Source organism: Azospirillum formosense (assembly GCF_013340925.1).
Classification (GTDB): Bacteria; Pseudomonadota; Alphaproteobacteria; order Azospirillales; family Azospirillaceae; genus Azospirillum; species Azospirillum formosense.
Genome location: NZ_WHOR01000027.1, coordinates 1 through 26,207, shown reverse-complemented (window position 1 = coordinate 26,207; position 26,207 = coordinate 1). Strand labels below are relative to the sequence as shown.

The 26,207-nt window shown below is 63.1% G+C and carries 19 protein-coding genes and 1 pseudogene; 4 read left to right on the top strand and 16 right to left on the bottom strand.

Annotation, left to right across the window (positions count from 1 at the left end):
• Positions 1-265: 265 nt before the first annotated feature.
• The 3 genes from GBZ26_RS06055 to GBZ26_RS06045 all read right to left on the bottom strand — a co-directional run bounded on the left by GBZ26_RS06055 (position 266) and on the right by GBZ26_RS06045 (position 6,512).
• The gene (locus GBZ26_RS06055) at positions 266-2,746 is read right to left on the bottom strand and encodes an amidohydrolase family protein (RefSeq protein ID WP_174438063.1); all 2,481 of its coding nucleotides are present in this window, start codon (positions 2,744-2,746) and stop codon (positions 266-268) included.
• A gap of 5 nt (positions 2,747-2,751) precedes the next feature.
• A complete protein-coding gene (locus GBZ26_RS06050; protein WP_174438062.1) occupies positions 2,752-5,913 on the bottom strand; it encodes a hypothetical protein in 3,162 nt (1,053 codons plus the stop codon).
• A gap of 422 nt (positions 5,914-6,335) precedes the next feature.
• A complete protein-coding gene (locus GBZ26_RS06045) occupies positions 6,336-6,512 on the bottom strand; it encodes a hypothetical protein (protein ID WP_174438061.1) in 177 nt (58 codons plus the stop codon).
• 116 nt (positions 6,513-6,628) lie between these two features.
• On the opposite strand from GBZ26_RS06045, the gene GBZ26_RS06040 reads away from it, so the two are divergent.
• Positions 6,629-7,219 carry a sce7726 family protein gene (locus GBZ26_RS06040; RefSeq protein WP_174438060.1) on the top strand — a complete coding sequence of 197 codons (591 nt, stop codon included), beginning with the start codon at positions 6,629-6,631 and terminating at the stop codon, positions 7,217-7,219.
• 17 nt (positions 7,220-7,236) lie between these two features.
• Here GBZ26_RS06040 and GBZ26_RS06035 read toward each other — a convergent pair whose 3' ends face one another.
• The 8 genes and pseudogenes from GBZ26_RS06035 to GBZ26_RS06000 all read right to left on the bottom strand — a co-directional run bounded on the left by GBZ26_RS06035 (position 7,237) and on the right by GBZ26_RS06000 (position 16,840).
• Positions 7,237-8,367, bottom strand: a complete 1,131-nt coding sequence (locus GBZ26_RS06035) for a beta family protein (RefSeq protein ID WP_174438059.1) — start codon at positions 8,365-8,367, stop codon at positions 7,237-7,239.
• A gap of 242 nt (positions 8,368-8,609) precedes the next feature.
• The gene (locus GBZ26_RS31065; RefSeq protein ID WP_222070345.1) at positions 8,610-8,726 is read right to left on the bottom strand and encodes a transposase; all 117 of its coding nucleotides are present in this window, start codon (positions 8,724-8,726) and stop codon (positions 8,610-8,612) included.
• 235 nt (positions 8,727-8,961) lie between these two features.
• Positions 8,962-10,055 (bottom strand): annotated as a pseudogene (locus GBZ26_RS06025) (IS1595 family transposase).
• A gap of 137 nt (positions 10,056-10,192) precedes the next feature.
• Positions 10,193-10,693 carry a hypothetical protein gene (locus tag GBZ26_RS06020; RefSeq protein WP_174438058.1) on the bottom strand — a complete coding sequence of 167 codons (501 nt, stop codon included), beginning with the start codon at positions 10,691-10,693 and terminating at the stop codon, positions 10,193-10,195.
• On the bottom strand, positions 10,683-13,166 hold the full coding sequence (locus GBZ26_RS06015; protein ID WP_174438057.1) for a hypothetical protein: 2,484 nt from the start codon (positions 13,164-13,166) through the stop codon (positions 10,683-10,685). The genes GBZ26_RS06020 and GBZ26_RS06015 overlap by 11 nt, the downstream gene beginning before the upstream one ends.
• A 5-nt stretch (positions 13,167-13,171) precedes the next feature.
• A complete protein-coding gene (locus GBZ26_RS06010; protein ID WP_174438056.1) occupies positions 13,172-15,121 on the bottom strand; it encodes a hypothetical protein in 1,950 nt (649 codons plus the stop codon).
• A complete protein-coding gene (locus GBZ26_RS06005; protein WP_174438055.1) occupies positions 15,118-16,218 on the bottom strand; it encodes a tyrosine-type recombinase/integrase in 1,101 nt (366 codons plus the stop codon). The genes GBZ26_RS06010 and GBZ26_RS06005 overlap by 4 nt, the downstream gene beginning before the upstream one ends.
• 376 nt (positions 16,219-16,594) lie before the next feature.
• On the bottom strand, positions 16,595-16,840 hold the full coding sequence (locus GBZ26_RS06000; RefSeq protein ID WP_174438054.1) for a hypothetical protein: 246 nt from the start codon (positions 16,838-16,840) through the stop codon (positions 16,595-16,597).
• 277 nt (positions 16,841-17,117) lie between these two features.
• On the opposite strand from GBZ26_RS06000, the gene tyrS reads away from it, so the two are divergent.
• Positions 17,118-18,404: a tyrosine--tRNA ligase gene (tyrS, locus tag GBZ26_RS05995; protein WP_174438053.1), complete on the top strand. Its 1,287-nt coding sequence runs from the start codon at positions 17,118-17,120 to the stop codon at positions 18,402-18,404.
• A gap of 26 nt (positions 18,405-18,430) precedes the next feature.
• Here the strand turns inward: tyrS and GBZ26_RS05990 are convergent, their stop codons facing one another.
• The 4 genes from GBZ26_RS05990 to GBZ26_RS05975 form a co-directional block, all read right to left on the bottom strand.
• Positions 18,431-21,349 carry a PAS domain S-box protein gene (locus tag GBZ26_RS05990; protein WP_174438052.1) on the bottom strand — a complete coding sequence of 973 codons (2,919 nt, stop codon included), beginning with the start codon at positions 21,347-21,349 and terminating at the stop codon, positions 18,431-18,433.
• A gap of 254 nt (positions 21,350-21,603) precedes the next feature.
• Positions 21,604-22,188, bottom strand: a complete 585-nt coding sequence (locus tag GBZ26_RS05985; protein ID WP_174438051.1) for a carbonic anhydrase — start codon at positions 22,186-22,188, stop codon at positions 21,604-21,606.
• Positions 22,189-22,442: 254 nt separating this feature from the next.
• Positions 22,443-22,616 (bottom strand): hypothetical protein, encoded by a 174-nt coding sequence (locus GBZ26_RS05980; protein WP_155903579.1) that lies wholly within the window; start codon positions 22,614-22,616, stop codon positions 22,443-22,445.
• Positions 22,617-22,729: 113 nt separating this feature from the next.
• Positions 22,730-23,905 carry a mandelate racemase/muconate lactonizing enzyme family protein gene (locus GBZ26_RS05975; protein WP_174438050.1) on the bottom strand — a complete coding sequence of 392 codons (1,176 nt, stop codon included), beginning with the start codon at positions 23,903-23,905 and terminating at the stop codon, positions 22,730-22,732.
• Between the two features lie 123 nt (positions 23,906-24,028).
• Here GBZ26_RS05975 and GBZ26_RS05970 point away from each other — a divergent pair, with 123 nt between their 5' ends.
• Both GBZ26_RS05970 and GBZ26_RS05965 read left to right on the top strand, forming a co-directional pair.
• Complete coding sequence (locus GBZ26_RS05970; protein ID WP_174438049.1) at positions 24,029-24,952, top strand: LysR substrate-binding domain-containing protein; 924 nt, start codon at positions 24,029-24,031, stop codon at positions 24,950-24,952.
• A complete protein-coding gene (locus GBZ26_RS05965) occupies positions 24,949-25,590 on the top strand; it encodes a glutathione S-transferase family protein (protein ID WP_174438048.1) in 642 nt (213 codons plus the stop codon). Before GBZ26_RS05970 ends, GBZ26_RS05965 begins: the two co-directional genes overlap by 4 nt.
• 89 nt (positions 25,591-25,679) lie before the next feature.
• Here the strand turns inward: GBZ26_RS05965 and GBZ26_RS05960 are convergent, their stop codons facing one another.
• Positions 25,680-25,817: a hypothetical protein gene (locus tag GBZ26_RS05960; RefSeq protein ID WP_014197745.1), complete on the bottom strand. Its 138-nt coding sequence runs from the start codon at positions 25,815-25,817 to the stop codon at positions 25,680-25,682.
• Positions 25,818-26,207 lie beyond the last annotated feature (390 nt).

Below are 26,207 nucleotides of genomic sequence, written 5' to 3'. Positions count from 1 at the left end.
CTCGCCATCCCTCTTCCCCCGACCTTCGTCGCTTGGCTGTGGCCTTATCTGATCGCCTTTTCTGGGCGCACCCGGTCGACGGTGGCCGCGCTCACGGTCGGTGCGGTGCTGGCGGTTGACCGCCCCGACAGCGCGGCGATCACCGTTCCGACCAGAGCCGGATCGGCGGAGCCGGTGATCCGCATTCTTAACGACGTGCAGCACGGGGTCCCATTTCGGTTCTGATGCACATCAGCGCGAAGGCTAGAAGTGTTGACCCGCGCTCTTAAGTGCTCATATTGCTCTGGAAACGCCATATCTTTCCACTCTCAATTAAGCTCCTTAACTCTTCCAACGAGTCACGACCGATGCTGGCGCACTGCCGGTCAAGTTCCCTGAGGAGATGCGCGTATTCATTACGGAGGTTAGTCGCGAAGATGCCCGGATCGTCTGAACCCACACAGACGTTCATTCGTTCGCCCCGTCCCTTCAAACCCATCCAGCGGAAGACGTGATGCTCGGCATAGGTGCGGTACACACTGATCCGGATATTGCTAGTCGGCAGTGTCTCAAGCACGATCCCGCGCGTGTTAATCTTTTTCAGAACGCAATCCTGTAACAGTCGCATCTGCTCCGAGTTTAGGGGCTCGTCCATTGCCTCACAGTCGACGGCGATCTTCTCCTCGCTGCAGCGGACCACGTCGCTATGTCCCCCAGCACCGTGATAGCGGGTGAAGAGATCGAAGGCTTTCCAGTTCTTCCGAGCCTCCTCCACCTCGGCGAATTCCGCCTCTATGGTCTGGTCGAGGGCGGTCAGGCGCGAGCCGGACAGTCCGAAGGCCACGAGGGGATCAAGCCGACGCATCTCCCATGCCTCGTACAAGAGGTCGGGAGGTTCGGCACTGCCATAGATCTCCCGGGACAGGCGACCGATCTCGGTGCCAAGTCTGACAATCGCGCCACTCTCCCCGACCTCGGACAACAGGCGATGGGCCAGGACCAAATCGTCCAGCCGCTGCCCGCGGGTCAGGGTGATGACGGATCCCATGCGCTCGCGCCATAGCGCTGGTTCGATGCCGACTGCCGTTGCGTGGCCAATCCGGTTGCCGCATTGCAAGCCGACCAGTTTGACAGTCTCATAAACCGCCCGGATCCCAGACAGCAGATGAACGAAATCTTCGCCGGCATGGTAGCTGAAGTGGTTGAAGCCGGACTTTCGGATTGTCCGGAACAACGGTGCGAAGACCTCGGGGGGAGCATGCAACTCATTGGCGGCTGCGTCGAACCCCACTAGGTAGCGGCGCAGATTTGGATACCGCTGAACTAGTTTCGACAGGACGTTCCACTGGGTGCGCAATTTCTGGCGGAGTGTATAATGACGACATGAAAGCTCGGACGTTCCCGGCTTCCATGTGTCCTTTAACTTGACGAAATGCCCGACCAACGCCAGGCGCAGCCGCTTGGCATCCACCGGTGGTTGCCAGTCGTCGAGCAGTTGCTCGAGGGTCGGCGGCTTGTTGAATTTCCGGCCGTGGAAACGCTGATAGCCCTGAATGATGCCTGCAAGCAATGCCGCCGTGTCGTTCCGATTTGCCTTTGGCGCAAAGCGGCCCTCCAACAAGTCCAAATCTCCACGCTCGGTGAAATCAAGTTGGTGAAATCTGCTCTCATAGGTTTTCTCAGTGAGTTCGCGCAGCTCATTGATGGTGATTTTCTGGAACTGGTCGAACCCATATTGATCACGTTGCTGCACAAGCATCCGCATGAATTGAGATTGGAGAAGAAGGTAGCAATAGGAAACGTGGACTAACCAGTCAGACGCTGTCGTCTCCAGTGCGGAGAGGATCGCCGCCAGAAACAACGCCTCTTGCATTAGAGGCGTGACATCTTCCTTCATCTTGCCGTAGGCGCTTTCAATTGGATGCTCGCTGGCCGGAAACGGCCAGTCCGCTTCGAATTCCCGCGCCGGCACGTCACACGCCATTAGTTCGGTAAGCCTGCGATTGGAGAAGCCGTCGAACCCAACCGGTTTATGCCCGGCTAGCGGCAGGATGACAGCATAGGTCAGCAATCGCCGCAGCCGCCTCGCAACATGCAGGCGTCGCAACAATTCGCGATGTGTGAGCATCTGGTCATCCTGTTGCAGTTGCTCAATCACCTCGCTATTCAGCTCCGACTTCAGAAACTGTAGGGCAAAGCCCTTCGGCTTCGCCATGGCATCAAGCCAGACCAACTCAGTTTCCGTTCCGCCGTTGAGATGCATGTGCATTTCATCCAAACCCAAGGACCGGATTAGGTGGTCGAGCCGGGGTTCCCGCACAGTCGGCAGGGAACTATACCGTAGCTGGGGCCGGACGACGGCGCTAAGGAATGCCTCGGCGTCCAGTCGGAGCAAGCGATTGCCAAATGGTCGCCGCTGGCGCAATGCATCGGCCACGACGAGCAACGGCGGCACGTCGGTCAGCAGTTCCTGCCACGCCTCGAACCGCTCCGTCGGAACACAGTAGTGTCGGTGCCCATCCTCCTGCAGGAAAGTGGTACGCATCCAACCGACCGTGCCGACTAAAAGGTCCGACAGGGACGTGTACTGTCCCACCGTCCTCTCCTTTGCGGCCTTCAGAAAATGGTCAGGGCGGCTGGGATCGTTCGCCCGTCCGCGCAGGAACAACCCGCGTTGGACGTCGTCATCGAAATCCGGTAGACGCCCAGACAGATAGATCCGCAGGGCGTCGACGTGCCGGAGAACCTCCCTATAGAACAGCTCCATCGCAGTCAGCCGACCTGTCCATTGTCCGGTTTAACGTGGCCCGGCTCTGGAGCGGTTACTGGCTCATCAGCGGATCTGCGTCCCCTTTCGCGCGCCTCGCGCTTTGGTCTCCTAGGCTGTGGATCATCCGTTCCAGGAATGTCGTCGGTCTCCTTCGCTTCGGCGCCCTCCGCAAGAGCGTTCTCCGAGTCAGCCCTTTGCTCTTTCGGAAGCAAGTCGGATGGATCGATAGGCTTCGGCTCCCAAACAGCGCGCTGCATTGCGCCTGACTTCAGGACAGGCACAGAGTTCAGCGGGGCCCAGAGATTGTCAAACGGGCCGATCTCGCCGTCTGTAATTTCAACGGCACTACGTCGTCGCTTCATCTCGTTATCATCGGGAGCGACGCCAAACCAGCAACGGAGCTGCTGGTCGAGAATTTTCCACCCTTGAACCTTGTTGCCCCGGGCGACGACCGTCTGCGGCATGAGGAAAAATGCCCAGAGCGGACAGGAGAAAATAAGTTTGAATAGTGGAAGGCCGTTGAAATCTACATCAGCACTGCCATTGTAATTGTCGGCAGACGCGACGTTCTTGAAGGGGAAGTTCTGCCAGAACGATGTGTCCGATGTCGTGGGATTGTCGAGCACCGGTTCCGCCGTCGAGGGTGAATTTGCTCTCTTGGGGATGATTTTCCGGTTGACACCGGCTGCCAGCATTTCCTCAACGAGCACCGAATTCAGGAAAGCGATAATCTGCCGGTGAAGCATCGATCCGGTATAGACCGCCCCAGCAGTCAGCTCTTCGTCCATTCGCGTCAGTGTATAATAGAAGCGCGTGATGATCCTGCTGTATATGCTCGGCGGCATCCTCAAACGCATCGTTGAAGACTCTTTCAGCCACTTGTCGAAATATTCCAAGAACATCTCAAGATCCTGCTCCGCGAGAGACTCACCAATGTTCGGTGAAATTTCTTCGTCGAAAGCTTCATCCTCGTCCACATCATCTGTATTCCTGGGTTTGGATTGCCTAACAGGCGTCTCCGTAGCGGTTCCGAATGCGATATTGAAACTGGGGGCGGGATAGGAACGGAACTGGCATAGGCGAACGAACGTCTTCTGAACTTGCGCGAGGCGTTCGGAATCATCGTTCTCCACACCAATCTCCAGGAACTCTGCCAAGGAGGCGATCAGCGGGAAAATGGATACATGGGCACGATCTTGAGAGCGCGCATCAGACATGATACAGGCTACTAGGTGCATGACCTGCGCTCGACCGAATTTTTGTTTCAGGCTACTCACCGTATTATAGACATATCCGCGCAACGGCCCTGGATCGCGCCACCCTTCCTTGGCTAGTTTCCACCAGGCCAGGATAGGCCGCCAACCGAACTCTCTGCTTCTTTTATCTAATTCTCCTACGTGCTTCTTGAAGAACGCAACGACTTCACCCGATTTACCGCTTGCTGTTCTCCCCGCATAAAGGTGCTTAACCATGTTAGGGGTGTCGATCTTAGCACCACTCACCGGGACAGTGCCGCGATCAAGTCCTAGTTCTCGGCGAGACAGAGATCGCTGAACCCCGATGGCGCGGCGGGCCACAGTCGACGGCCGTTCGCGCATGTCGAGCCCTAGGGCCTGGACGATCGCTCGTGACTTCACTTCCCTACGCTGAAGCATGAACTCCCGCGTGAGGCCCAATTTGATCATGTATACAAGCGCTTGGCCTGGCGCTTCGTTGAAGATCTTAGCAAATTGACTGGCGAAAACGATCGCCACCATGTTCTGGTCTGCGTCACCGTATTCGGGCCGCAGGCGGTAGGCTGTTTCCCAACTGTCGGTGGTCTCGCTCCAAGCAATCATTTGCGCGATCAGGGCGTCAGGATCGCCACTTCCGATCGCGATTGGATCGAGGTTCTTGTGGTACAGCGCGGATGCGAAGATATTCGGTAAGCTGGCGCGAAATTCGTTCAGTGATTCAGGTTTGACATCATCGCCTTCCGCGACGACCTTGTCGCCGGCCGCCAAGAACTGGATAACCGTCCGTAGCGGCTGGCTCAAAATTGCGCGTCGGTACAGTGCAGCGTCACCACTGTCTGTCACGAAGATGACAATTTCCAGAAGTCTGTCGATGAATTTCGTGATGTTCAGTTCTCGGGAAGAGTCTGAAGTCTTGACAATAATTTCGTGCCCGCCCGTACGTACGCCTCCGATCTCCGCGAGAGTGGACAGTGTGATACGGTTTTCCGGCTTCAGCACCTTTTGCAGGTATTGCTCTTCCAGCCTGTCCACCATGCGGACCAGTGGATCGGCCGCCCAAGGCATCAGGCTGTCATCCCCATGGTGATCCCGATGAGGACGGTCGTGCCGCAGTAAGCTATCACCAAGGTTCAGATACTGCTCCCGGCGCAGGAGCTGTGAATAGAGGCCAAAGTCTCCGGAGATCAGAAGGATAATTTGCGGTGTCGTCAAGTACTTTCTAATCGTCTCCAGAACAGGCCAGCCCTTTTCGAACTTAGTGTCGATGTCGTCGAAGGCGAGGACGAACGCCGATTTGCCAAGGAATTCGAGCGCGTAACGGATGAACGCATGGAAACACTGCTCAAACTCTGAACCGCTAAGAGCCCGCTCCAGGCCGTGGTTCATGACATGCTGAGGGTCGTCCCAACTGGCATCATAGGCGCGTTCCGATCCTACCCCCTCTAGCAGGGAGAAGCCGCCGGCAAGCTTTTTCAGAGCATCCTTGAACTGGCTGTATTTGTCGTCCCCCTTGGGTGGAACCTGCCTGTTATTGTAGTGCGCAATGCACTTCTTCACGATCTGGGCGACGATCGTGATAATGATGTTTTCTTTTCCCTCCACAAGAGTCGGATCGATGATATCTAGAACGTCAAGCCCGCCAAGCGCACCATCTTTTGACTTATGTATGTCATTAAATATATTCCTTATGAAAGTAGTCTTACCGCTCCCTCGGGATCCGTTTACCAGGATAGCATTGTGGACGCGATCTCGGACCCATTCGTCCTTCGGCTCATTGCTTTCCTTGCCGAGCATCTTGTTCTGGACGAAGCGCGTCAGCAACGCTTTCGCATGCTCCGTGGCATCGCGCTGAATGCGCTTATCGGGCTCCGAGATCAGGACGACGTCGGTGGGTTCAACAAGATCGATGACAATGGGCGCTGGGCTCACGTAACACCTCATAAGAGAGACACCCCTACACGTATCATTTGCGCCATATCTATTCAATGCACCTCGAATGCCAATGAAAGGCGCCCTTTCCGACGCGGCGTGGTTGTGATTTTCTGCCTTTGTGATAGTCAGCGTCGTTATGGGGATGCGTGGAAAGCGGCTGCATCAAGACGCGATGTTCATCTACGTGCCGCAGGAGAAACGGATTCCGCACAAGCACCCGCTGCGAGCGATGCGGGCAGCGTTCGATGAACTGGTCCTACAGTTGAGCCTGTGAGACTGGAGGATGTAACCTGTTGAAGGGAGTCTCCGCTTTTGGAGGCTTCCGTGACCACAGCCCTGGACGTGTTGACGGGTTGGCCGGCGTGGCTCGTTGATCTGTTCGGCCGCGTTTTCATTGAGTTTACGCATGCCTCGCCGCCTCAGCAGGCCCGCAAGACCTGGAAGGGCTGCTCGGCGGCGCCAAGCGCAAGAACAGTTGGCAACTGGCCGAACAGATCGGCGACGCCCGGCCCCGGCGCACGCAGCGCGTGCTCAGCCACGTGCGGTGGGACCAGGATCGCGTCCACGACGTATGCCGCGGCTACGTCGTCGAGCACCTCCGGCATTCGGTAGCAAACACACCCATGGCCTGATAGCCGCCTGAACAGGGTTGACGCGACTCCCACATAAAGATATCTTTATATATTATCAACGTCTGCGGCGAACATTCAGAGTGTGGGTTTCTGGCACGCCTCTCCGTGACGGGGATATTCGAGCATCGCTTCACGGGTGGCTGAAGCGACGGCATGCCGCGTGCCCAGATGCTTGGCTCCTCAGTGAACTGAAGATCCCGAGACCTTCTGCGCGGATAGACTTAGCTGTCGTGAATGGCGAACTGGCGGGCTTTGAGATTAAGAGTGATGTTGATTCTCTGACGCGCCTTAGACGGCAAGCTGAGTCGTACAATGGGGTTTTTGATCGCGTATATCTTGTAACGACTGACCGGCATATTAAAGAGGCAACCACTATCATCCCAAATTGGTGGGGTGTCGCTCTCATGCTGCATAAAGGGCATGAGATTGAGGCAGATTTAATTAGGGAGTCAGGTCATAACTGCCATGCCCGTGCGGACTCCATCCTTTATATGCTTCATAAATCGGAACTTGACAATATTGCGATCCGTCTTGGTCTTAGAGAAAGCTTTTCGGTCAGGTTGAGGCATGCAGATTTAGTGGAGAAATTGGTGATGTGTGTAGATGTGGACACCCTGAGATCAGAGGCAAAGACCGCGCTAAAGCAAAGAAGAACGGCAATGCATTTATAGTTTGCCGCCCATTCCGCCTACTTGCAGCGGGAGGACGCCAATTTTATCTGTCTGTGGACGTGTATGTTTACCTTAACGGCAATCCAGTGCTTTGGCTCGAGGAATGATTTATCGTCCCTAGCTGTTCTTTCCAAGATACGTATTCCCCACACATCTGGAGCCGGAGCATATTCGATGTGCTTCATCACAATCTGAGCGCCGTCCCTCCATCCCTTGACATCATTGTTGTTCTTGTGGCGATACACAAGCCACTTATCATCAAGTGGGCATACGACGGTTGGCTTTATATCTCCGCTAATATAGTCCGCTGGCTTGGGACGATAAACGCTCATATAATCTCCGAAGGCGCATGAGGCGCCTGACGTTGCGAGTGCCCACAAATCCCAGTCAAGGCACTCATATTCTTCAAGATTTTCTTTTTTTGGCTGCGTAAAGCTACTACTCATGCAGACAAATCTAACCTTGCGGAAGTTATCATTGCCAATAACGTGATTCGCTTTTTCCATTATCTTCTTGGCGACAGTTGCGCGCTTTTTTACGTTTATGCGACCCTGCCCGCAGTCGATGACAATGAGCATTTGCCCTGCTCTAGTCAGCATTGGTGTTATGATCTTTATAAGATCAACTGCCATATCATCAGCGTCCATTTGAAAGCGCAGCGCAAAATTTCTTTTTTCTTTTGCAAAACTGTAGGCCTGAACTATGACATGCGCCAACTCGTCCGCCAGATTTCGATACAATACAGCAGGAATTGCCGATTGGAATTTCGCTGCAAATGCTCTCCAATTCTCAAACCCATTATTCGGATTGAGCAGGTCATCGATGAGCGCATCGTATGCAGCCTTGGACGCTGTCTCTTTTTCTACGCGCTTTTTATCGGCTTCCGGATTTGCTGGGTCTTTTGAAATATAAACTTCGGGAGCATAGTCTTTGCAAAGATCAAGAATGAACGGCTGATCACCGATCGACGCTTTAACCCTATGTATTGATGGCGCCAAACTATCGCTTTTCCCTTGCCTATCTAACTCTGCAATCGGAATGATCGCCTTCTTATCAGAATCGCTTAGCTTAACATAGCCGTTGTGCTCTCCTTTGGAGCATCTGAAGGCCGGGAAGTACGAGAACGAACGAAAATCTATCAGGCTCATGAGTGAGAGTCTCCGAAAGAGGCGCGCGCACAACCGCAGAATGACGGATCGAATGCTTTTATTCGACTATTATGGATTCATTTTCGTTTGGTCAACTGGTAAGGGTAGCCACGCCCGGCCGCGCGGCCAATACCCGTACCAGTCCACGAATACGGCAGCGCGGTGGCGCGTAAACCCACGGCGCGAAACTGCTCCCCGTTGTTCTCCCGGCGGCGATCTTCGCGCCAAGCCATCTCGGCGGCTTAGCGGGCCAGATACTTCCCGCCGATGCGGTGGTGCTGGCCCCACTTGGCGCGGTGGAGACGGGCGAAGAAGCTATCCGCCTGATTGCTGCACGTCTCGTCGGCCAGCTTTCTCAAGAAGGGCGAGCACTCCGTGGACGTAGCTCGGCAATACTCCCCCAGACGCGGCAAGGATGCCTCCCCAATCGCACCACTGACGCTGGAGGCCGTGAGGCGCATCGACGCCATCTTCGATCTCGAGCGCGCATTGAACGGCAAGCCAGCAGCCGCGCGGTTGGTGGCCCGCCAGGAGCACGGCATCGCCCTGCTAGGGGTGACGCCATAGAACGGGCGAAAATATACGCCGCCATTATCAATCAAAGACAGCTATGGCCGAGCGGATGCTGATCCCACCGTCCTTGGTCCGCCGAAGTTGGCGCCCGACAGCGTAACGAAAGACGGCAGGAAGCTGGAGGGCTGGGGGAACACGGGACCAGAGGGTTTGGATCACCGTCCGCCCTTTTCGTGTCCGGCGTTGGGCCTGACCTGCCACTGTGCGCTGGGACCAGCGGAAACCGCGATCTCGCCAAAGTACAGGTCGGCGTGGTCGGGGCTGATGTGATGGAAGACGCCGGCGATCGTGCGCCGGACACGATCGTTGAAGCCTTCGGCCGAGTTGGCATGCACGCTGCCGCGCACATACTCGCGCTGGGAATGGCGGACCGTATCGTGCGCACCGAATGCGCTGCCGATGGCGACGAACGCCTTCCATTCGTCGCCCATCAAGTGCGCGTCGGGATCAACAGCGGTTTCCAGCACCCGCTCGGCCTCGTCGAGCGACAGGTCGGCGACCACCGCGGCACGGGCTTCGCCCGCCGGTGTCCCCGGTTTCCGGCTGCTTGGCCGCTGGACGACCGCGAGGGCTGGTGTCTTCGTCGTGCGGGGATGGCCCTTGCGTCCTCGCCCCAGTTTTGGAGGGTTGGGGTCACGACGCGGCTTGGCGCCGAAATGGAACTCGTCGATCTCCACCGTCCCACCCAGCGGATGGTCACGCAACACCAGAAGCCGCAGGACGTGGCCCATTCGCCATGCCGTTGGCTGGCTGACGCCGAGTGCTTCGGCCAGACGGATGGACGAGATGCCCTTGTCCGATTGCAGAATGAACCACAGCCCCATGAGCCAAGTCCGCAACGGCAGCTTCGTTCCATGCAATGGGGTTCGCGTCGTCACGGTGAACTGGAAGCGGCAGTCCGGATTGCAGCACTGATAAAGCCCCGGCCGGGACCGTCGTCCCGTGTCTCGCCCCGCCAGGGTGATCGAGCGCCGCGAGCCGCAGGCCGGACAGAGCCGTCCGTTCGGCCACACCATCGCCTCAACCAACTGGCGGGACCGCGCCTCGTCGCGGAACGCTTCGGTCATCTCCGCCACGGTTCGAATGGCCGTCAGTTCCTCCAGCACCGATCCCATCGTCCCCTCCGCACTTGATGGCTGAGAATCGCACGTAAACGCTGGAAGAGCTATGTTTTACTGTGTTTGGTTGATAATGGCGGCGTATATTTTCGCCCTTTCTATGGTGTGACCCCTGCTAGCGCGCGATCTTCTGCTCACTCGGCATCGACCTGCTCCTGCTCCGGGAATATCGGCACCACCTTGCCCTGGTCGCCCCCCTCCACAGCTGGGACCTTCGCCTTCAACCGCTCGTATCGCCCCTTGTATTCGGCGGCCTTTTTCTCTGCCTTCGTCCTCAAGTCGAAGTGGTAAGCGGCGTGAGCCTCCGCCTGCACATGCCGCATCCGCAGTTCGGCGATCTCCGCTCGGAGCTTCTTGATTACGTCATCGCGGTTTCCCGGCGCGACGCCGGGCGTGTCTGCCTCGATCAAGACAAGCTGGCGCACCTCGGGATAGCGGCAGTTCTCGATGCCGATGAGTCCGCGGGCGCGGCCCGCCTCCTGGGCGACCGTCGCGATGTTGATCTTGACGGTCTTGCCCTTCCGGACCTTCTCGCGCAGTTCCGGGTTCTGTGGCCGGCCGTCCTTCAGGCGCTCGATCGCGTCGAGGAAATCCTGCTCGATCCGGTCCCGCGTCTTGCTTCTCCTACGCGGCATTCAACATCTCCGTCAATTCAGCCATCAGGCGGCGCTCAAGGTCTTCCAGGTCGGCTCCCAGCTTGCGGCAAATCGCCAAAGCTTGCTGGGCTTGCGCCCGGGTGAGTTCGTTCGCACCAGCGACCAGTGGCCCCGCATGTCCAAGCGCCTCGAAAATCCGGAGTTGGGCGGCGTTGTCGATGTAGCGGGACTCCCAGTAGGGCAGGTGCTTCCGCGCGATGGCGAAGGACTTGCACCCCGCGCACAAACTAGGCCGGCGGGTCTTCCAGTTGGGCGTCAGCCGATGGCTCCACCGCGCGATATCAATCGTACCCCCGACCTCATGGCAGGCCATTTCGGAGGCGCTCAAGGCACCGCATATCCCGTAAGGCTCGAAAAACAGCCGGTGGATTCCCGCCTCTTCTACATAGACCCAGGCCTCGAGGTAGGCGTCTTCAGTTGAGAGTCCCTCGATGCGCGGACCCAGGTCGGCGACGATCCGCCGTTGGAGATGCTCGCCGTGGCGTCCGGCCATCCCGCTCTTGCCTCGGGCGATCTCAAGCGTCTCCAGAGCGAGGCTCTGGTGGCGAACATCGTTTATGTCTCGCTCTAGGACGGGATTGCCGGTATAGCCTCCGTCCGTCATAGCTGCCGACACGTGATGGAAGTTCATCTGCAACATCGGCAGCAGGCGCCGGTCGACGTTGGACGCGAAGTACCCGAAGCATTTCCGCAACTGGTGCGTTTTGATGTTGCGGCCGTGGCTCTCGCGGTAGGAAACCAGCTCCTTGTCCATGGTCGGCCTAGCTGCCTCGTCGGGCAGGGCGGTCAGGTCCACCCATTCCTCGATGAAGTCTTTGACACCTCCCCTCAGACGCTCGCTGCTGATGCGACCGAGGCCGGCGTGGCTCTTGGGGAGGCCCTGAAGGGCTCTGAAGCTGACAAACAGGTCGTCTGTGTCGAGTAGGGTGCGCCAGGGTTCCAGCAGCCGGTCGAGGAGAATGATCGCCTGCACGGCGGGGGGTAGTTCCGTCGATCCCTTGGGGCGGTATCCCAGGACCCAGGGCACGGCGCGGGGTATTTCTTCGGTTTTGGAAAGGTCGGAGGTGAGGATGAACACCTCCGCCAGCCCGCTCAGGCTGTCCTGTACTTGGACCGACCGTGGCAGGCCGGTCAAGGGATCGATCCTGGCCTTGAGGCCGCAGATTTCGCTGATCCGCATGCCCGTCATCGCCTGGATCACGAGATGGGCCGCCGAGCGGATCGACAGCACCAGCTGGCGCACCCGCTGGATGACGCCATTCAGGGGGACCGAGCCCAGACCCTGCTCCTGGGCGGCAGCGTCAAGCAACGCATGCAGCCGCGGATGCCGGCAGAGCAGTTGCTTGTCGCCCGGCCTGAGGCCCATATCCAGGACGACCCGGCAAAGATCTACATAAAGCTGACCACGATACTGATACGTTGGAAACGTCGGGCGTGGTTCCTGGCCGGCGACTTCCCCCCGGCTTTCCGTCTGCGCTCGCCACTCGGCACAGCGGGCCTCCAAGTAGGCTAGGAGCTTCTGCTCGGCGACGGTGATCGTAGCGGCATCCCAATCGTCGGGATCGAGCGGCGCATGCCAGGGCCAACCGTCAACCTCGGAAAACTGGAACACCCTGGCGGCTGCCAATTGCTGTCTTACCGCGAGGAACTTTCGCCTATCAGGTCCGAAGTTCTCAGCCATGCCCGATGCGTAGGCTGCAGCGCAGGCGTCCGACAGGGAGATGACGTCATCCGCGGGCGCGCCCAGCATCGCCATGGCTTTGTTCAGCACCGGGATCGCCACCTCGTCCGGCAGCGGGCGGTAGCTCCCCGTTGCCACAGCAGCGATCTTCCTGGCGATCTTGAACACGCCCGCCCTACCGAACGGCGGAGCCGGCATGGGAGCGATCCCCGCCTCCTTCAGGGCGAACCGCTGACGCCAGAGAAGGCTGAATAGGTACAACCTTCTGTTGGCGACAGCTTCCGTAAGTAAGGGCGTGTCAGCGTCGTCCTCGGCCTCCTCTTGCAGGTGCGCCGTGTAGGCCGCGACCACGGTCGCGTCAATCTCGTGCGGCCAGGCGATCTCCCGACCGACCAGCCAGGCGACCCAGTACCGCAGGCCCGCGCTGATCTGTCCCAGGGTGCCGGGCTTCTTCACGCTGGCGCCGTCGCCGGGGGCGGCATAGGCGGACCAGACGAGCCGGCGCAGCCAGTCGAGCAGGTCGGCGTGGTGCGGATCGAGCAGGCTGCGTCCGTCCGGGAGGACTAGGTCCCAGATAATGGCAGCGTCCCCCGCCCCGTGGGTCGTGTTGTCGAACGCCCACTTGGCGGATGACCAGAGGCTCTTGCTGGACACGGGCTCCAACGCGAGGCTTTCGCGGTCGCGCAGCAGGTGCAGCGGCGCTTCCGCCGTGGCCGCGAGAATGGCGGTGGTCGTCGCCTGGAATTTAGTTTGGTTAGCGACAGCAGGCATCTAGATCATCCGACGGGCTTGAGCTTTACACGGAACCGGGACGCTTCGGCCCGGACCTCGGGAGGAATCTCCGCCAGTAAACTGTTAAGGGCTCTAAGGATGGGCGGCCACTTCTCGGCCCATTGCCGTGCGGAGACGCGCCCCAGCCGGGCGTCATGGATCGCCTTCGACAGGGCGAGGTAGTAGACGACCGCCTTCGGATCATTGGGCCAAGCCTGAGCCAAGGGGCAATCCGGGCACTCGCCGTAAGCGTCGCAGAGCCTTCCCTTCCGCTGACCAGGGCGGATGCTGTCAAAGGGATCAAGGCAGCCAAAGCCCGGGGTCGCCGCCGACCGACATTGCTCGGGCTTCTTTCTCGGGTCGATGCGCCCCTTGCTGCTCGCCCACCGGTGATAGAGCGCCTGGGTTTCGGCGACGCGTTCCTGGTTCTCCCGCCGCATGCCGTCGCTTGTGTAGTGTCTGCGGGTCGTATCGATGCTCTTCTGGCCGAGGAGGTCCCGCACGGCCAGCAGGTCGCCCGTGCGCCGCCACTCCTCCTCCCCCTCGGTGGGGCGGAGCATTTTAAGGGTAAATGGCGTCAGGCCATGATCCGCGATGAACTGCTTGAAGCTATACTGCCAAGCCGTGGAGCAGGAGGGCCCCATTGCGCTTTGGAACGCCTTTGCGACAGAGCCACTCTGGACCGGCACGCCGATGAACAGCCGGTCGGAATGGTCGGGGTTCGCCAGGATGGCCCGGGTTCTTTCGGTCAGACGACGCAGCAGGTCCAAAAGGTCGGCCAATCCGCCCCTCGCGCCCGGTTCAGCAGGAAAATCTTGATCGTCGGGGGCTTCGGTCGGGCTAACGCTGACTTGGAGATCGGTGGCGCGGTTCTTGACACCGAGGAAGGTGACCGACCGCCTATCATCGGAGAATTGGACCCGTGTCCATGTCAGGGAGAGAATAGTGTCGGGATTGAAGGCTGTCTTGACCCCGATCAGCAGGACAAAGGGCACTATGTCGCGGAATGTCGCGTAGAGCAGCCGGCGGACCGCCAGCATGCCGTGCTTATCGTTCACCGCATATCGCAGCACCGGATCGAGGGCCTGCAAGTCCTCATATCTGGCCAGCCGGTCGGGAAAGGCTTCTGTGAGGCGCGCCGCGCAGACGCCGATCTCCTGACGGTAGGGTGGCGCGCGTCCCTCCGCCTGAGCCTCCTCCAGCAGGGCTCGGCCGGTTTCCAGGATGGCTTCCCGCTCGTCCAGGTGTCGTTGGAGCGCGGCGACTTCGCCCAGGCAGGCCAGTAGCATCTCGCGCTTCTCTGATTGCGACAGCACAGGCGTTGGGACGATCTTCGTGTGTCTGCCCGGCCAGGAATTGAACGGAAAGCCGGATCGTTCCATGAGATGCGTCGCGATAGCCCCATGCTCCGGGTGGTCGCGCAGTGCCTCGATGCAGAGCCTAACGATACCGAGGACGTCAGCTCTGGTCTCCTGGGCCCACGGTTGGCCGTTCTTGCGCCTCGGCCCGTCCAGCCATCGAACGAACCCGGACCAGAATGTTCGGTCGATCTGGGTCGGCGACGTTGGCGTCTTCAGAGTCGCCAGGAAATCGCCGATATTAGAGTTCAGGAGCCTGCGCTTCTCCAAACGGGTGATGGAACTGATCGTAGCCGCCCAATGCCGGAAGCCTTCGGCGAGGAACCGGGCGAGGTCTGGCTGCGTCAGAAGGCGAGACAGGTCAAATACTTCTGGCTTCTTTCCGCCTGGGATGATGACGCGCAGGCGGGGCGCGCCGGTTTCAGGGTCGGGCGTTTCGTCGATCCGGGAATGGAGCGCGCTGATCGTGGCCGATGCTTCCGCCCCAGGCTTGGCAGTCTCTTGCGAGAGCGCAACCACGTTGTCGGGTGCTGCCACGGCCCGTGCCTTCGCCTGCTTGAGCAGGGAGGCCGCGACATTTAACCGCTTCCTGCTCATCGGCCCAACACCTCCAGGAGGCTCCGGGCCTGACGCACATCCGCCCAGGTGGAAAGGTGCTTGAGGTAGGTATTGATCGTCGTCTGGGGCGATTTGTGACCCAGCTGCTCCTGGATGTACTTCCAGGCATCCAGATTGGAGTATTCGCTCTTGATTTGATTGTGATAGGTCATCACAGCGTAGGTATGCCGGAGGCAGTGCATTGAGAAGCGCGGCACAGGCGTTACCGCCACCTCGCCGGTTTCCGGGTTGACGCGCTCGTTCTGCATCATGAGGCCAGCCCTCTCGCAGGCCCGCTCCATCAAGGCCTGCATCGCCGCCTTCGTCATCGGCCGCCCGGTGCGCGTGCTGTGCTCGCTGTTGAGGATGAGCTGGCTTTCCCGAGCGTTCCGTCCGCGCTTGTGCAGCGCCCGCCGCCGCTCGCCATCAATGTACGCTTGTATATCAATCACCAGCCAGGCGGGCACGTCGACCGGGCGCGTCTTGTTGCCCTTGCCCCTCACCGACAGCTTGAAAAATTCGCCGAGGAACTGAGGGTTCGGCACCATTTCGAGGAAAGGCAGGACTGGGACGTCCGCGACTTCCTGCACGCGCAGGCCAACCGCCCACCCCAATGCGAAGACGATATAGTCGCGGTCGCTCCCGCCGTCCTCCGGCGTTCGTTCGCTGGGCCGCGGACCGGCCCAGCCGAGAAGGGCGTTCAGTTCCTCCCTTCGCAGCACGCGCACCGTGTCGTCCTGCCCGGCCTTCGGGAGAAGCTTGTTGAGCCGAACCGCCGACGCGGCGGCTTCTTCGACGACTGGCGGAGCGCCCTTCCGGATATGGGCGAGAGCGTCGGAATCGATTGGCCGGTGACGCCGGGGCGGGAGCATCCTAGAACCGGCACGGAGATCGCTGTCGATCCAATCCTGCTCGACCGCAAAATTAATAAAATTAACGATATACACCATGCGCGTCCGGACGGTGTTCGGAGAGTACTCCTGGCCGGTCTGCGGCGAGACCGCGCCGAGATACGCATCACGATAGGCGGTCAGATCGTCCTTGGTGGCGTGCCGCCAGTCGATGTCGGCAGCTTCGAGGAAATCCAGCCAGGTCAAGAGGCTCTGAGCGGCTTGCGCCCAGGTTTTCGGGCTCTCTCTTGTTGGAACGATTTCCTCGTTCAGCCAACGGCAGGCCTCTTCCAGCAGCTTCCCGTCCTTCCAGATTGCGGGATGCCCCTCTTTCTGGAGTGTGTCGCTGTGCCATGGCTTTCGCTGACCAGATGGCGGTAGAACGGCAAAGCCCGGAGAGACGGAAACTCTGTGCATACAGGCACCGTGACGCATTTTTTTATGATACCACTATCTTGTGCTATAATGTATCTGATTCAAGTGATACGCTTTTAAAATGTGCATGTTTTGCCATTCTTGACTAACCCAGCGCTCCATTGAATGATGCCTCAGCATCTACAGCTCTCGGGCGGGCGCCCCGACTTTATATAACGTGCTCGCATCCCCGATAAGGGTTCACCGACCGTTCGAAGATCACGTCGGGCGACGTGTTCTTCGACAGGACCGAACGGGCCGTGTCGTCGAAGACCTGGGTCGGGACGGTCTCCGTCAGCGCTTCGTTCTCGCCCCAGCCGTCGTCGGCCAGCACCCGCGTCTCCCGCTCGTAACGGGAGGTCAGGTTGCTGATCGCCCCCCGTCCTTTCAGGGCCTGCCGCGAAATCTCGTCCATGGGAGGAGGATAACGGCGCGGAAAAGGAACGTAAAGGGAACATTTTCCTTCTTTTTGAACGCGGGTGGGAACCGATCGCCCTTGACGGCCCGTCCTCGCGTGCCTAGCTTCGCGGTCATGACGACGCGCACGCACCATTTCAGCCGCTATTATACGCTGCTCCCATAGGGCGGCGCGTTCAGTCTTGACCATATGAACCATGCCGCCGCTGACCGGCGGCATGTGCTTCGACAGATGATCCCCGGAACGCGGCCCTTCCCTTCCGGAGATCAGCACCATGGCGACCCCCGCCGCTTCCAGCCCCTTCCAGTCCGACTTCCTGCGCGTGCTCGACGAGCGCGGATTCCTGCACCAGGGCAGCGACCTGTCGGGCCTCGACGCCCTGCTGCGCCAGGGGCCGGTCGGCGCCTACATCGGCTTCGACGCCACGGCGGACAGCCTGCATGTCGGGCATCTGGTGTCGATCATGGTGCTGCGCTGGTTCCAGAAGACCGGCAACCGGCCCGTCGTGCTGATCGGCGGCGGCACCACGCGCATCGGCGACCCCAGCTTCCGCGACACCAGCCGCCCCATGCTGGACGACGCGCAGATCGCCGCCAACATGGCCGGCATCGGGCGGGCCTTCGCCCGGTACCTGTCCTTCGGCGACGCCCCCTTGGAGAATGGGCCGAACGGCGCGGTGATGGTCGACAACGCCGACTGGCTGGATGAACTGCGCTACATCCCGATGCTGCGCGACATCGGACGCCATTTCACCGTCAACCGGATGCTGAGCTTCGATTCCGTGAAGCTGCGGCTCGACCGCGAGCAGCCGCTGACCTTCCTGGAGTTCAACTACATGATCCTCCAGGCCTTCGACTTCCTGGAGCTGTCGCGCCGCCACGGCTGCCGGCTGCAGATGGGCGGGTCGGACCAGTGGGGCAACATCGTCAACGGGATCGAACTGGCCCGCCGCGTCGACGGGACGGAGCTTTTCGGCTTGACCACGCCGCTTCTGACCACCGCGTCGGGCGCCAAGATGGGCAAGACGGCGGCGGGGGCGGTGTGGCTGAACGCCGACCGGCGCAGCCCGCACGACTTCTGGCAGTTCTGGCGCAACACGGAGGACGCGGACGTCGGCCGCTTCCTGCGCCTGTTCACCGAGCTGCCGCTGGACGAGATCGCCCGGCTGGAGGCGCTCCAGGGATCGGAGATCAACGAGGCCAAGAAGATCCTCGCCCATGAGGCCACATCCCTCTGCCACGGCGCGGCGGCGGCGGCCGAGGCCGGGGAAACCGCCCGCCGGGTCTTCGAGGAGGCCGAGCCCGGCGGCGGCCTGCCGACGGTGGAGGCCGCCCGCGCCGACCTCGTCGCCGGCGTCCGGCTGGCCGATCTGCTGACCGCCGCCGGGCTCGCCGAGTCCAAGGGGGCGGCACGGCGGCTCATCCGCGACGGCGGGGCGCGGGTGAACGGCACCCCCGTCACCGACGAGGCGGCGCTGCTGACCGCGGCGGACCTCGACGGCGAGGGACTCATCCGCCTGTCCGCCGGCCGCAAGCGCCACGCGCTGGTCCAGGCGCGCTGAAGGCGAACCGAAGAAGCCGGGCGCCCTCAGCGGCTCCCGGCCTCGGCCACCACCTGTTTCAGGTGATGGGACGACACCGGCTTGTGCAGGATGGCGAAGCCGCTGCGCTGGGCCTCGACGATGCGTTCGGGTGCGGTGTCGCCGGTCAGGATGATGCTGGGGATCGCCGCCCGGCAATGGGCGTGGATGGCGCGCAACGCCTCCGGCCCGGTCTTGCCGTGGCGCAGCCGGTAGTCGGCCAGGATGACGTCCGGCCGCCGCCCGGCCTCGTCGAGCAGGCGGATCGCCTCGTCCCCGGCGGTGGCGGCGATGACCTCGTAGCCCCAGCCCTCCAGCATGGCGCGCAGCCCCATCAGGATGATCACCTCGTCGTCGATGATCAGGACGAGCCGGCACCCGCCGCCCTCCGTCCGGCCGACCGCGGGAACCGTCGTCACGGCGGGCCTCGGCGGCTCGGCGGCGGGGACGGTGACCAGGAAGGTCGATCCGCTGCCCGGCCGCGACCGCAGGGCCACGGAATGGCCGAGCAGAGCGCACAGCCGCCGCACGATGGCGAGGCCGAGACCCAGCCCCTTCTCGCGGTCGCGCTCCGGGTTGCCGAGCTGGGTGAATTCCTCAAAGATATCCTCCTGGCGGTCCGGCGGAATGCCGGTGCCGCTGTCGCACACGGCGATGTGGAAACGGCGGCGCGACCGCCGCACGCCCAGCAGCACCCCGCCCCGCCCGGTGTAGCGCAGGGCGTTGTCCAGCAGGTTGCGGACGACCCGCTCCAGCAGCATGGGGTCGCTGCGCGCGTGGAGCGTGGTCGGGACGACGCGCAGGGTCAGGCCGCGCCGCGCCGCTTCCGGCGCGTATTCGGCGGCGAGGCGTTCGAAGAGGGGCTGGATCGCCACGTTGGTGGTCACCGGCTCGACCACCCCGGCGTCGAGCTTGGAGATGTCCAGCAACCCGTCGAGCAGCCGCTTCAGCGCCTCCAGCGCCTGCTGCATGGTCGTCAGCGTGCCGTGGCCCGGACCACCCTTTATCTGCTCGCCCAGCGCCGAGGTGAGGAAGAACAGCGACTGCACCGGCTGGCGCAGGTCGTGGCTGGCCGCGGCGAGGAAGCGCGACTTCGCCCGGTTGGCCCGCTCCGCCTGGTCCTTGGCGCGGCGCAGCGCCGATTCGGTGCGCTTGCGCTCGGTGATGTCGCGCAGGATGGCCGTGAAGAAGCGATCACCGCCGTCGCTCCAGGACGACAGCGACAGCTCCAGCGGCACCGCCAGCCCGTCGCGCCGTCGCCCTTCGACCTCGCGCGCGATGCCGTCGGCCAAGCGGTCCGGGCTGAGAGGCTCCGAAATGAGGCCGCCCGGAATCAGCCGGCCCACGTCCGTCCCGACCGCGTCGGCCGGGCCATGGCCGAAGATGCGCTCCGCGCCGCGGTTGTAGGTGTGCACCGTGCCCTTGGCGTCGACCAGCAGGATCGCGTCGGCGGCGGTTTCCAGCAGGGAGCGGTGGCGCTCCACGGCCCGCCGGATCGCCCGTTCGTCCTCCTTGCGGCGGGTCACGTCCTGGGCGTAGACGGCCAGCCGGTCGCCCGTGGCGAACAGGCGCAGGGCGTACCAGTCGCCGGCGCCCCGTTCCTCGCCGCCGGCCAGCCGGATTTCGAATTCCTCCGGCTCGCGCCGGTCCAGCGCGTCGCGCAGGCGCGCGGCGAATGGTTCGGCCACGCCGGGCGGCAACAAGGCGACGAAGACCTGCCCCACGAGGTCCCCGCCGTCGCCGAACAGGCGCGCCGCCTTGTCGTTGGCGAAGGTCACCCGGCCTTCATGGTCCAGCTCGACCACCGCGTCGGTGGAGGCGGCGAGGATCGCGGCCATGCGGTGCTCGGCGGCGTGGGCGGCGTCGCGGGCTTGCTCGCGCGCCTGAAGCTCCTGCGCCATGGAATCGAAGGCGCGGCCCAGCGCGCCGATCTCCGATGTGTCGCCCGGCCGACCGATCCGCGCGCCCCGGTCCCCGGCGCTCCACCGCTCCACCACCCGCTTCAGCCGGGCCACCGGGCGCAGCACGAACAGGCGCGCGCCGGCCCAGGCCGCGGCCAGGGACAGCGCCGCCGCCAGCGCCAGCAGGAAGGCGCTCCGCTCGGCCGCGGCGGTGACGGGGCGCAGCGCCTCCGTCCGATCCAGCCCAACCGCCAGGAACAGCTCGCGAACCTTCTGGTCCACCGGAGCGTAGGCCAGGATCCGCGGCTCGCCGTCCAGGCCGGCCACCTCCGCCACGCCGTCGGACGGCGCGCGCAGCAGGGCCATCAACGGTTCGGGCAGCGGCATCCCCACCCGCTGGTCGTCGCTGCCGGGAAAGCGGCCCAGCAGCGTGCCGTTGCGGTCGGCCAGCACCAGCATGGCGTTCGCCGGCAGCGGCTTTTCCGCCAGATACTCGCGCAGCCATCCGGCGTCGAGCGCGATGGACACCACCCCCGCCATGCGGCCCGTCCCATCGGTGTAGGGCGCCGCGAAGGGCAGCACGGGGCGCCCGTCCAGCCGCCGCACCGCGTAATCCCCAACGACGAAGCCCTGCCCGTAGAGCGCCATGCGGATGTGCGGCAACGCCGCCACCATCAGGCCGTTCAGCTTCGCATCGCTGGCGCAGCGGACCGAGCCGTCGAGATCGGTCAGGGCGATGCCCTTGACCCGTGGCAGCCGGCCGCGCAGGCGGTTCAGGGTGGTGGAGCATTGCTGCGGGTCGACGGCGAGCCGCGGCGCCATCTCGGCGACCGTCACCAGCACGCCGCGCATGCCCTCCACGACCCGCTGCTGCTCGTCCTGGATCAGCGTCAGAAGGCGGCGGGCTTCCGCCTCGGCCTGCCGTTCCCCCGCCTCGATGGCGGTCAGGCTGTTGTGCGCCAGGATGCCGATGGCCGGCAGGCTGGCGAGGAGAACGAGAAGGACAAGGCGTGTGAGAATGCTCATCGGCAGCCCGGGAACAGCACGGCGGAAGGGAACGGCACGACCCTGCACTTCCCATGGGTCGCATGGCACCCCGGGTCCGATGCACGCCGTCATACCCGCGGCAACGGTGTCCCGCTACCACGCCGGCCACATCCTTACCTTGCGTTTACCAAAAGGAGGGACCGCGCTCAACCGACTATTTCGCATACGAATTATAACGGCGCCGGAGGAACGGGGACCCGGCTCCCCGGCGCCACGGGATTGTCCGCCCGTCCTCAGGCGGATTCGGCGATGGACTCGACGCGGCCGTCGAGCGCCATCAACAGCAGTTCCACCTCCAGGTCGGGGTGCCGTTCCTTGATCGCGGCGCCCAGCGCCCGGAGCTGTTCGGCATGGACGGCGGTCTCCTTTTGCGGGTCCGCCCCAATATCCTCGTTCAGGAAGACGCGGTAAGCGCCGCAGTCGCGGTGGTCCATCACCATCACGCGCCGGATGCCGTGCAGCTGCTTGGCGACCGCCACATGGTCCCAGAAGGCCTCGCCCCACGCCTTCTTCTGGTCGGTCAGGGCGCCCAGCGACGCGCCGGCCAGAATCACATGGTCGTAGCGGTTGGTCAGCCCGCGCCCGTCCATGTAGCGGCCGATGTCGTCGATCAGCCGGTAATCCATGCAGGAGAGCAGAAGCGCCTCCACCGTGCCGGCGGGCCGGGCGGCGCGCGCGGCGCCAAAGGTCAGCGGCGCCATCAGCGCGGCCCCGGCGCCCAGCGCGGCGACCCTCAGAAAGGTCCGTCGGGAGTCGTGCCGAAGGCTGCCGCAGCAGGTCGAGCCCAAGTCGATTCCGAAGCTGTGTCGGTACTGCATGAGGTCTCCACGTCGTTGAGGTTTCGTGGGGCCGAACGCCCGTGGAAACCGCAGTACCTCACCGCGTCCGAGACAGCATTATTCGTGCACGAATCTTTCATGGACCAGAAGGGCACAACATGATGACAGGACTATCTGGACAAACTGGAACGAGAACCTTCGGCCCGTCCCCCGGACGCCAAAAAGAAACGGGCCGCTTCCCAGGTGGGAAACGGCCCGTTCGGCATGGTGCTGCCGGTGTTGCGTTGCTGGTATCAGCCGCGGGTGCTGCCCGAAGCCCGGTCGCCGGTGGCGACCGTGTCGCTGGCCGGCTTTTGCGTGCCGGCGCTGGCGCTGTGGCTGGAGGAGCAATCCGCGCTGGCGACCCCCGCCGTCAGGAGGGCGGCGAGACCGAACAGAACGGCTACCGGCTTGGCTCCATGAGACATTGGATCACCTCCTTTCAAAACTGTTGAACACCGCAACAGCATGTGAGGACGATCCGGCGCGAGTCAACGCCCTATACCGCCCGTACAGGGCGCGGCCCGGCGTGGACGCAAGCTCAGGCCGCCGTCTCCAGCGCCTCCCGCATGGTGCGGAACAGCTCCGCCTTGTCCTCGAAGCCGATGCCCGGCAATTCCGGCAGGCGGACGCGCCCGTCCTCGACCGCGATGCTGTCCGCGAAGCCGCAGAAGGGCTTGAACACGTCCGGGTAGGACTCGTTGCCGCCCAGATGCAGGCCGGCGGCGATGTTCAGCGACATCTGGTGACCGCCGTGCGGCACGACGCGGCGGCTCGACCAGCCGTTCTCCGCCAACATGTCCAGCGTGCGCATGTACTCGACGAGGCCGTAGCTGAGCGCGCAGTCGAACTGCAGCCAGTCGCGGTCCGGGCGCATCCCGCCGTGGCGGATCAGGTTGCGGGCGTCCTGGTGGCTGAACAGATTCTCGCCGGTCGCCATGGGGCGGTCATAATGGTTCGCCAGCTCGGCCTGGAGCGCGTAATCGAGCGGGTCGCCGGCCTCCTCGTACCAGAAGAGATCGTAGGGCTTCAGCGCCTCGGCGTAGGCGATGGCGGTCTTCAGGTCGAAGCGGCCGTTGGCGTCCACGCAGAGGTTCCGGCCGTCGCCGACCACCTCCAGCACCGCCTCGATGCGGCGCAGGTCGTCTTCCAGCGAGGTGGCGCCGATCTTCATCTTCACGACCTTGTAGCCGCGGTCGCGGTAGCTGCGCATCTCGTCCTGGAGCGCCTCCACCCCCTTGCCGGGGTAGTAGTAGCCACCCGCGGCGTAGACCCAGACCGACTCGTCGGCGACACCGCCGCGGTAGCGGTCGGCGAGCAGGCGGTAGAGCGGCTTGCCGGCGATCTTCGCCACGGCGTCCCACACCGCCATGTCGATGGTGCCCACCGCGACCGAGCGTTCGCCGTGGCCGCCCGGCTTCTCGTTGGTCATCAGCCGCGCCCAGACCTTGAACGGGTCGAGGTTGCCGTTCGCCTCGTCGATCAGGCTGTCGGGGGCGGCCGAGGTCAGGCGGGGGATGAAGCGCTCCCGCATCAGGCCGCCGGCGCCGTAGCGGCCGTTGGAATTGAAGCCGTAGCCGATCACCGGCTTGCCGTCGCGCACCACGTCGGTGATGACCGCCACGGTGGAGCAGGTCATCTGGCTGAAGTCGATGTAGGCGTTGGCGATGTCGGACTTGATGCCGACGGTCTTTTCCCGGATCTCCACGATGCGCATGGCGCTGCTTCCCTTTGGCTTTTCCGATGCCCTGGGCCGCAGGATAGGGATGGACGGGACCGCCGGGCCAATGCCAGTTTCAAATCGCATGATGCGCGTCCGGCATGGGCTGAAGAGTCACCGATGGAACTGAACTGGCTTGAGGATTTCCTCGCCCTGGCGGAGTGCGGCAACTTCTCCCGCGCCGCGGAGGGGCGCAACCTGACCCAGCCGGCCTTCAGCCGCCGCATCCGCGCGCTGGAGGACTGGACCGGCACGCCGCTGTTCGACCGCAGCACCCAGCCGGTTGGGCTGACCGAGGCCGGGCGCCGCTTCCGCCCCTTCGCCGACGAGACGGTGCGCCGCCTCCTGCAGGGGCGGGAGGAGGCTCGGCTGGCCGGCGGCGCGGCGGCCACGGCGCTGCGCTTCGCGGCGACCCACGCCTTGTCGCTGACCTTCTTCCCGACCTGGCTGAGCCGGCTGGAGGAACAGGCGCGCCTGGGCGCCATCCACCTGCTGTCCGACAGCATGCAGGCCTGCGAGCAGGTGATGATGCAGGGACAGGCGCAGTTCCTGCTGTGCCACGCCCATGCGGCGGCCCCCTCCCGGCTGGAGGCCGGGGCCTTCCGCTCGGCCGCGGTGGGACGCGACCGTCTGGTGCCGGTCTGCGCGCCGGACGAGGCGGGCACGCCTAAGCATCCCTTGTCCGGCGGCGGGGCCGCCCTGCCCCATCTCGCCTACAGTCCGGAATCCGGAATGGGGCGCATCGTCACGGCGGCGCGCGGCGGCTTTCCGGCGCCTCTGGCGCTTGATACCGTCTTCACCTCGCACCTCGCCGCGGTGCTGCGCACGCTGGCCCGCGACGGGCGCGGCGTGGCGTGGCTGCCGGACAGCCTGATCGGCGACGACGTGGCGCAGGGACGGCTTGTGCGGGCCGGCGGGGCGGGCTGGGAAATCCCGGTGGAGGTGCGGCTCTACCGCCCGCGCGCACGCCAGAGCCCGGCGGCGGAGTCCTTCTGGGCTTTGGCGGCGGAACAGGCACCCCAAGACGGGAGGGATCGGGAATGAGCGGAGCGGACTACAGGCTCTATGGGGCCCCCGGCTGGGGGTCCGTCCTGGTGGAGGCGATGCTGGTCCAGTGCGGCGTCCCTTTCGTCTTCGAGGACGTCGCGGGCTTCGACGCGCCGGGCGAGGCGCGGCAACGGCTGCTCGCGCTGAACCCGCTGGGGCAGGTTCCCACCCTGATCCTGCCGAACGGGACGGTGATGACGGAAAGCGCGGCCATCGCGCTGCTGCTGGCCGAAAGGCACCCGGACGCCGGGCTGGCCCCGCCGCCGGACGCAGCGGAGCGCGCGGCCTTCCTGCGGCTGCTGGTCTGGCTGGTGGCGAACGTCTACCCGACCTTCACCTACGGGGACCATCCGGAGCGCTGGGTGACGGACAGGCCGGAGGCACTCGGCGCGGCGATGGAGGAACACCGCAAGACGCTGTGGCTCTGGCTGGAATCGCAACTGGGCGACGGCCCGTGGGTGCTGGGGGAGCGCTTCAGCGCGCTCGACATCTACGTCGGGGCGATGGTGCACTGGCGGCCCCGCCGCGCGTGGTTCGCGGAGCATTGCCCGAAGCTGTCCAGCGTGGCGGAACGGGCGCTGGCCCTGCCGACCCTGGCGCCGGTCTGGATCCGGAACTTCACGCCGGCGTCCTGAACCGGGACGCACCGCGTTGATACAGCACGGGGGCGGTCGCTGGACCGCCCCCGTTCAACATTCAGCGCTCGTGACCGAGCGTTCGCGCATCAACGCTCGTTGATGGCGCGGTACACGATGTAGGCCGGAGTCGCGCGCAGCCAGGCGGCGAGGAATTCGCGGACGGCCTGGAGGGCGGAGGACGGGGCGCGGTCGCTGCCGATGTGGGTGTAGGTCGAGCTGTTCATGATGGTCTCCAATCGTTGGGAGGCGTTATCGGGGGGTTGTTCGTTGAGACCAATATGCCCTGGTATACCTAATACCACACGCGCGCTTATTGCAGGGCAGACCCCAAAAAACGCAACGCTTTCAGTGCTTTAGTTGACCGACATTCCGCTTCGCGAACTGTTTCCGTGTCGGACACTGAAATCTTGCCGCATCGCGGAAGGCGGCGGTCTAGCCAAAGCCGCCGCACCACCCCACTTCTCGTGTCATGCCGCGCGACGACAGCCAGCCCCGCTTTCCCGCCGTCCCGTCCGACCACTGGGACGGGCGCCGTTTCTTCAATCCCCACGCCGACACGGACAAGAGCCCGCGCGAGCTGTGGCGGCTCTACAAGGCGCGCGGCCCGCGCTGGA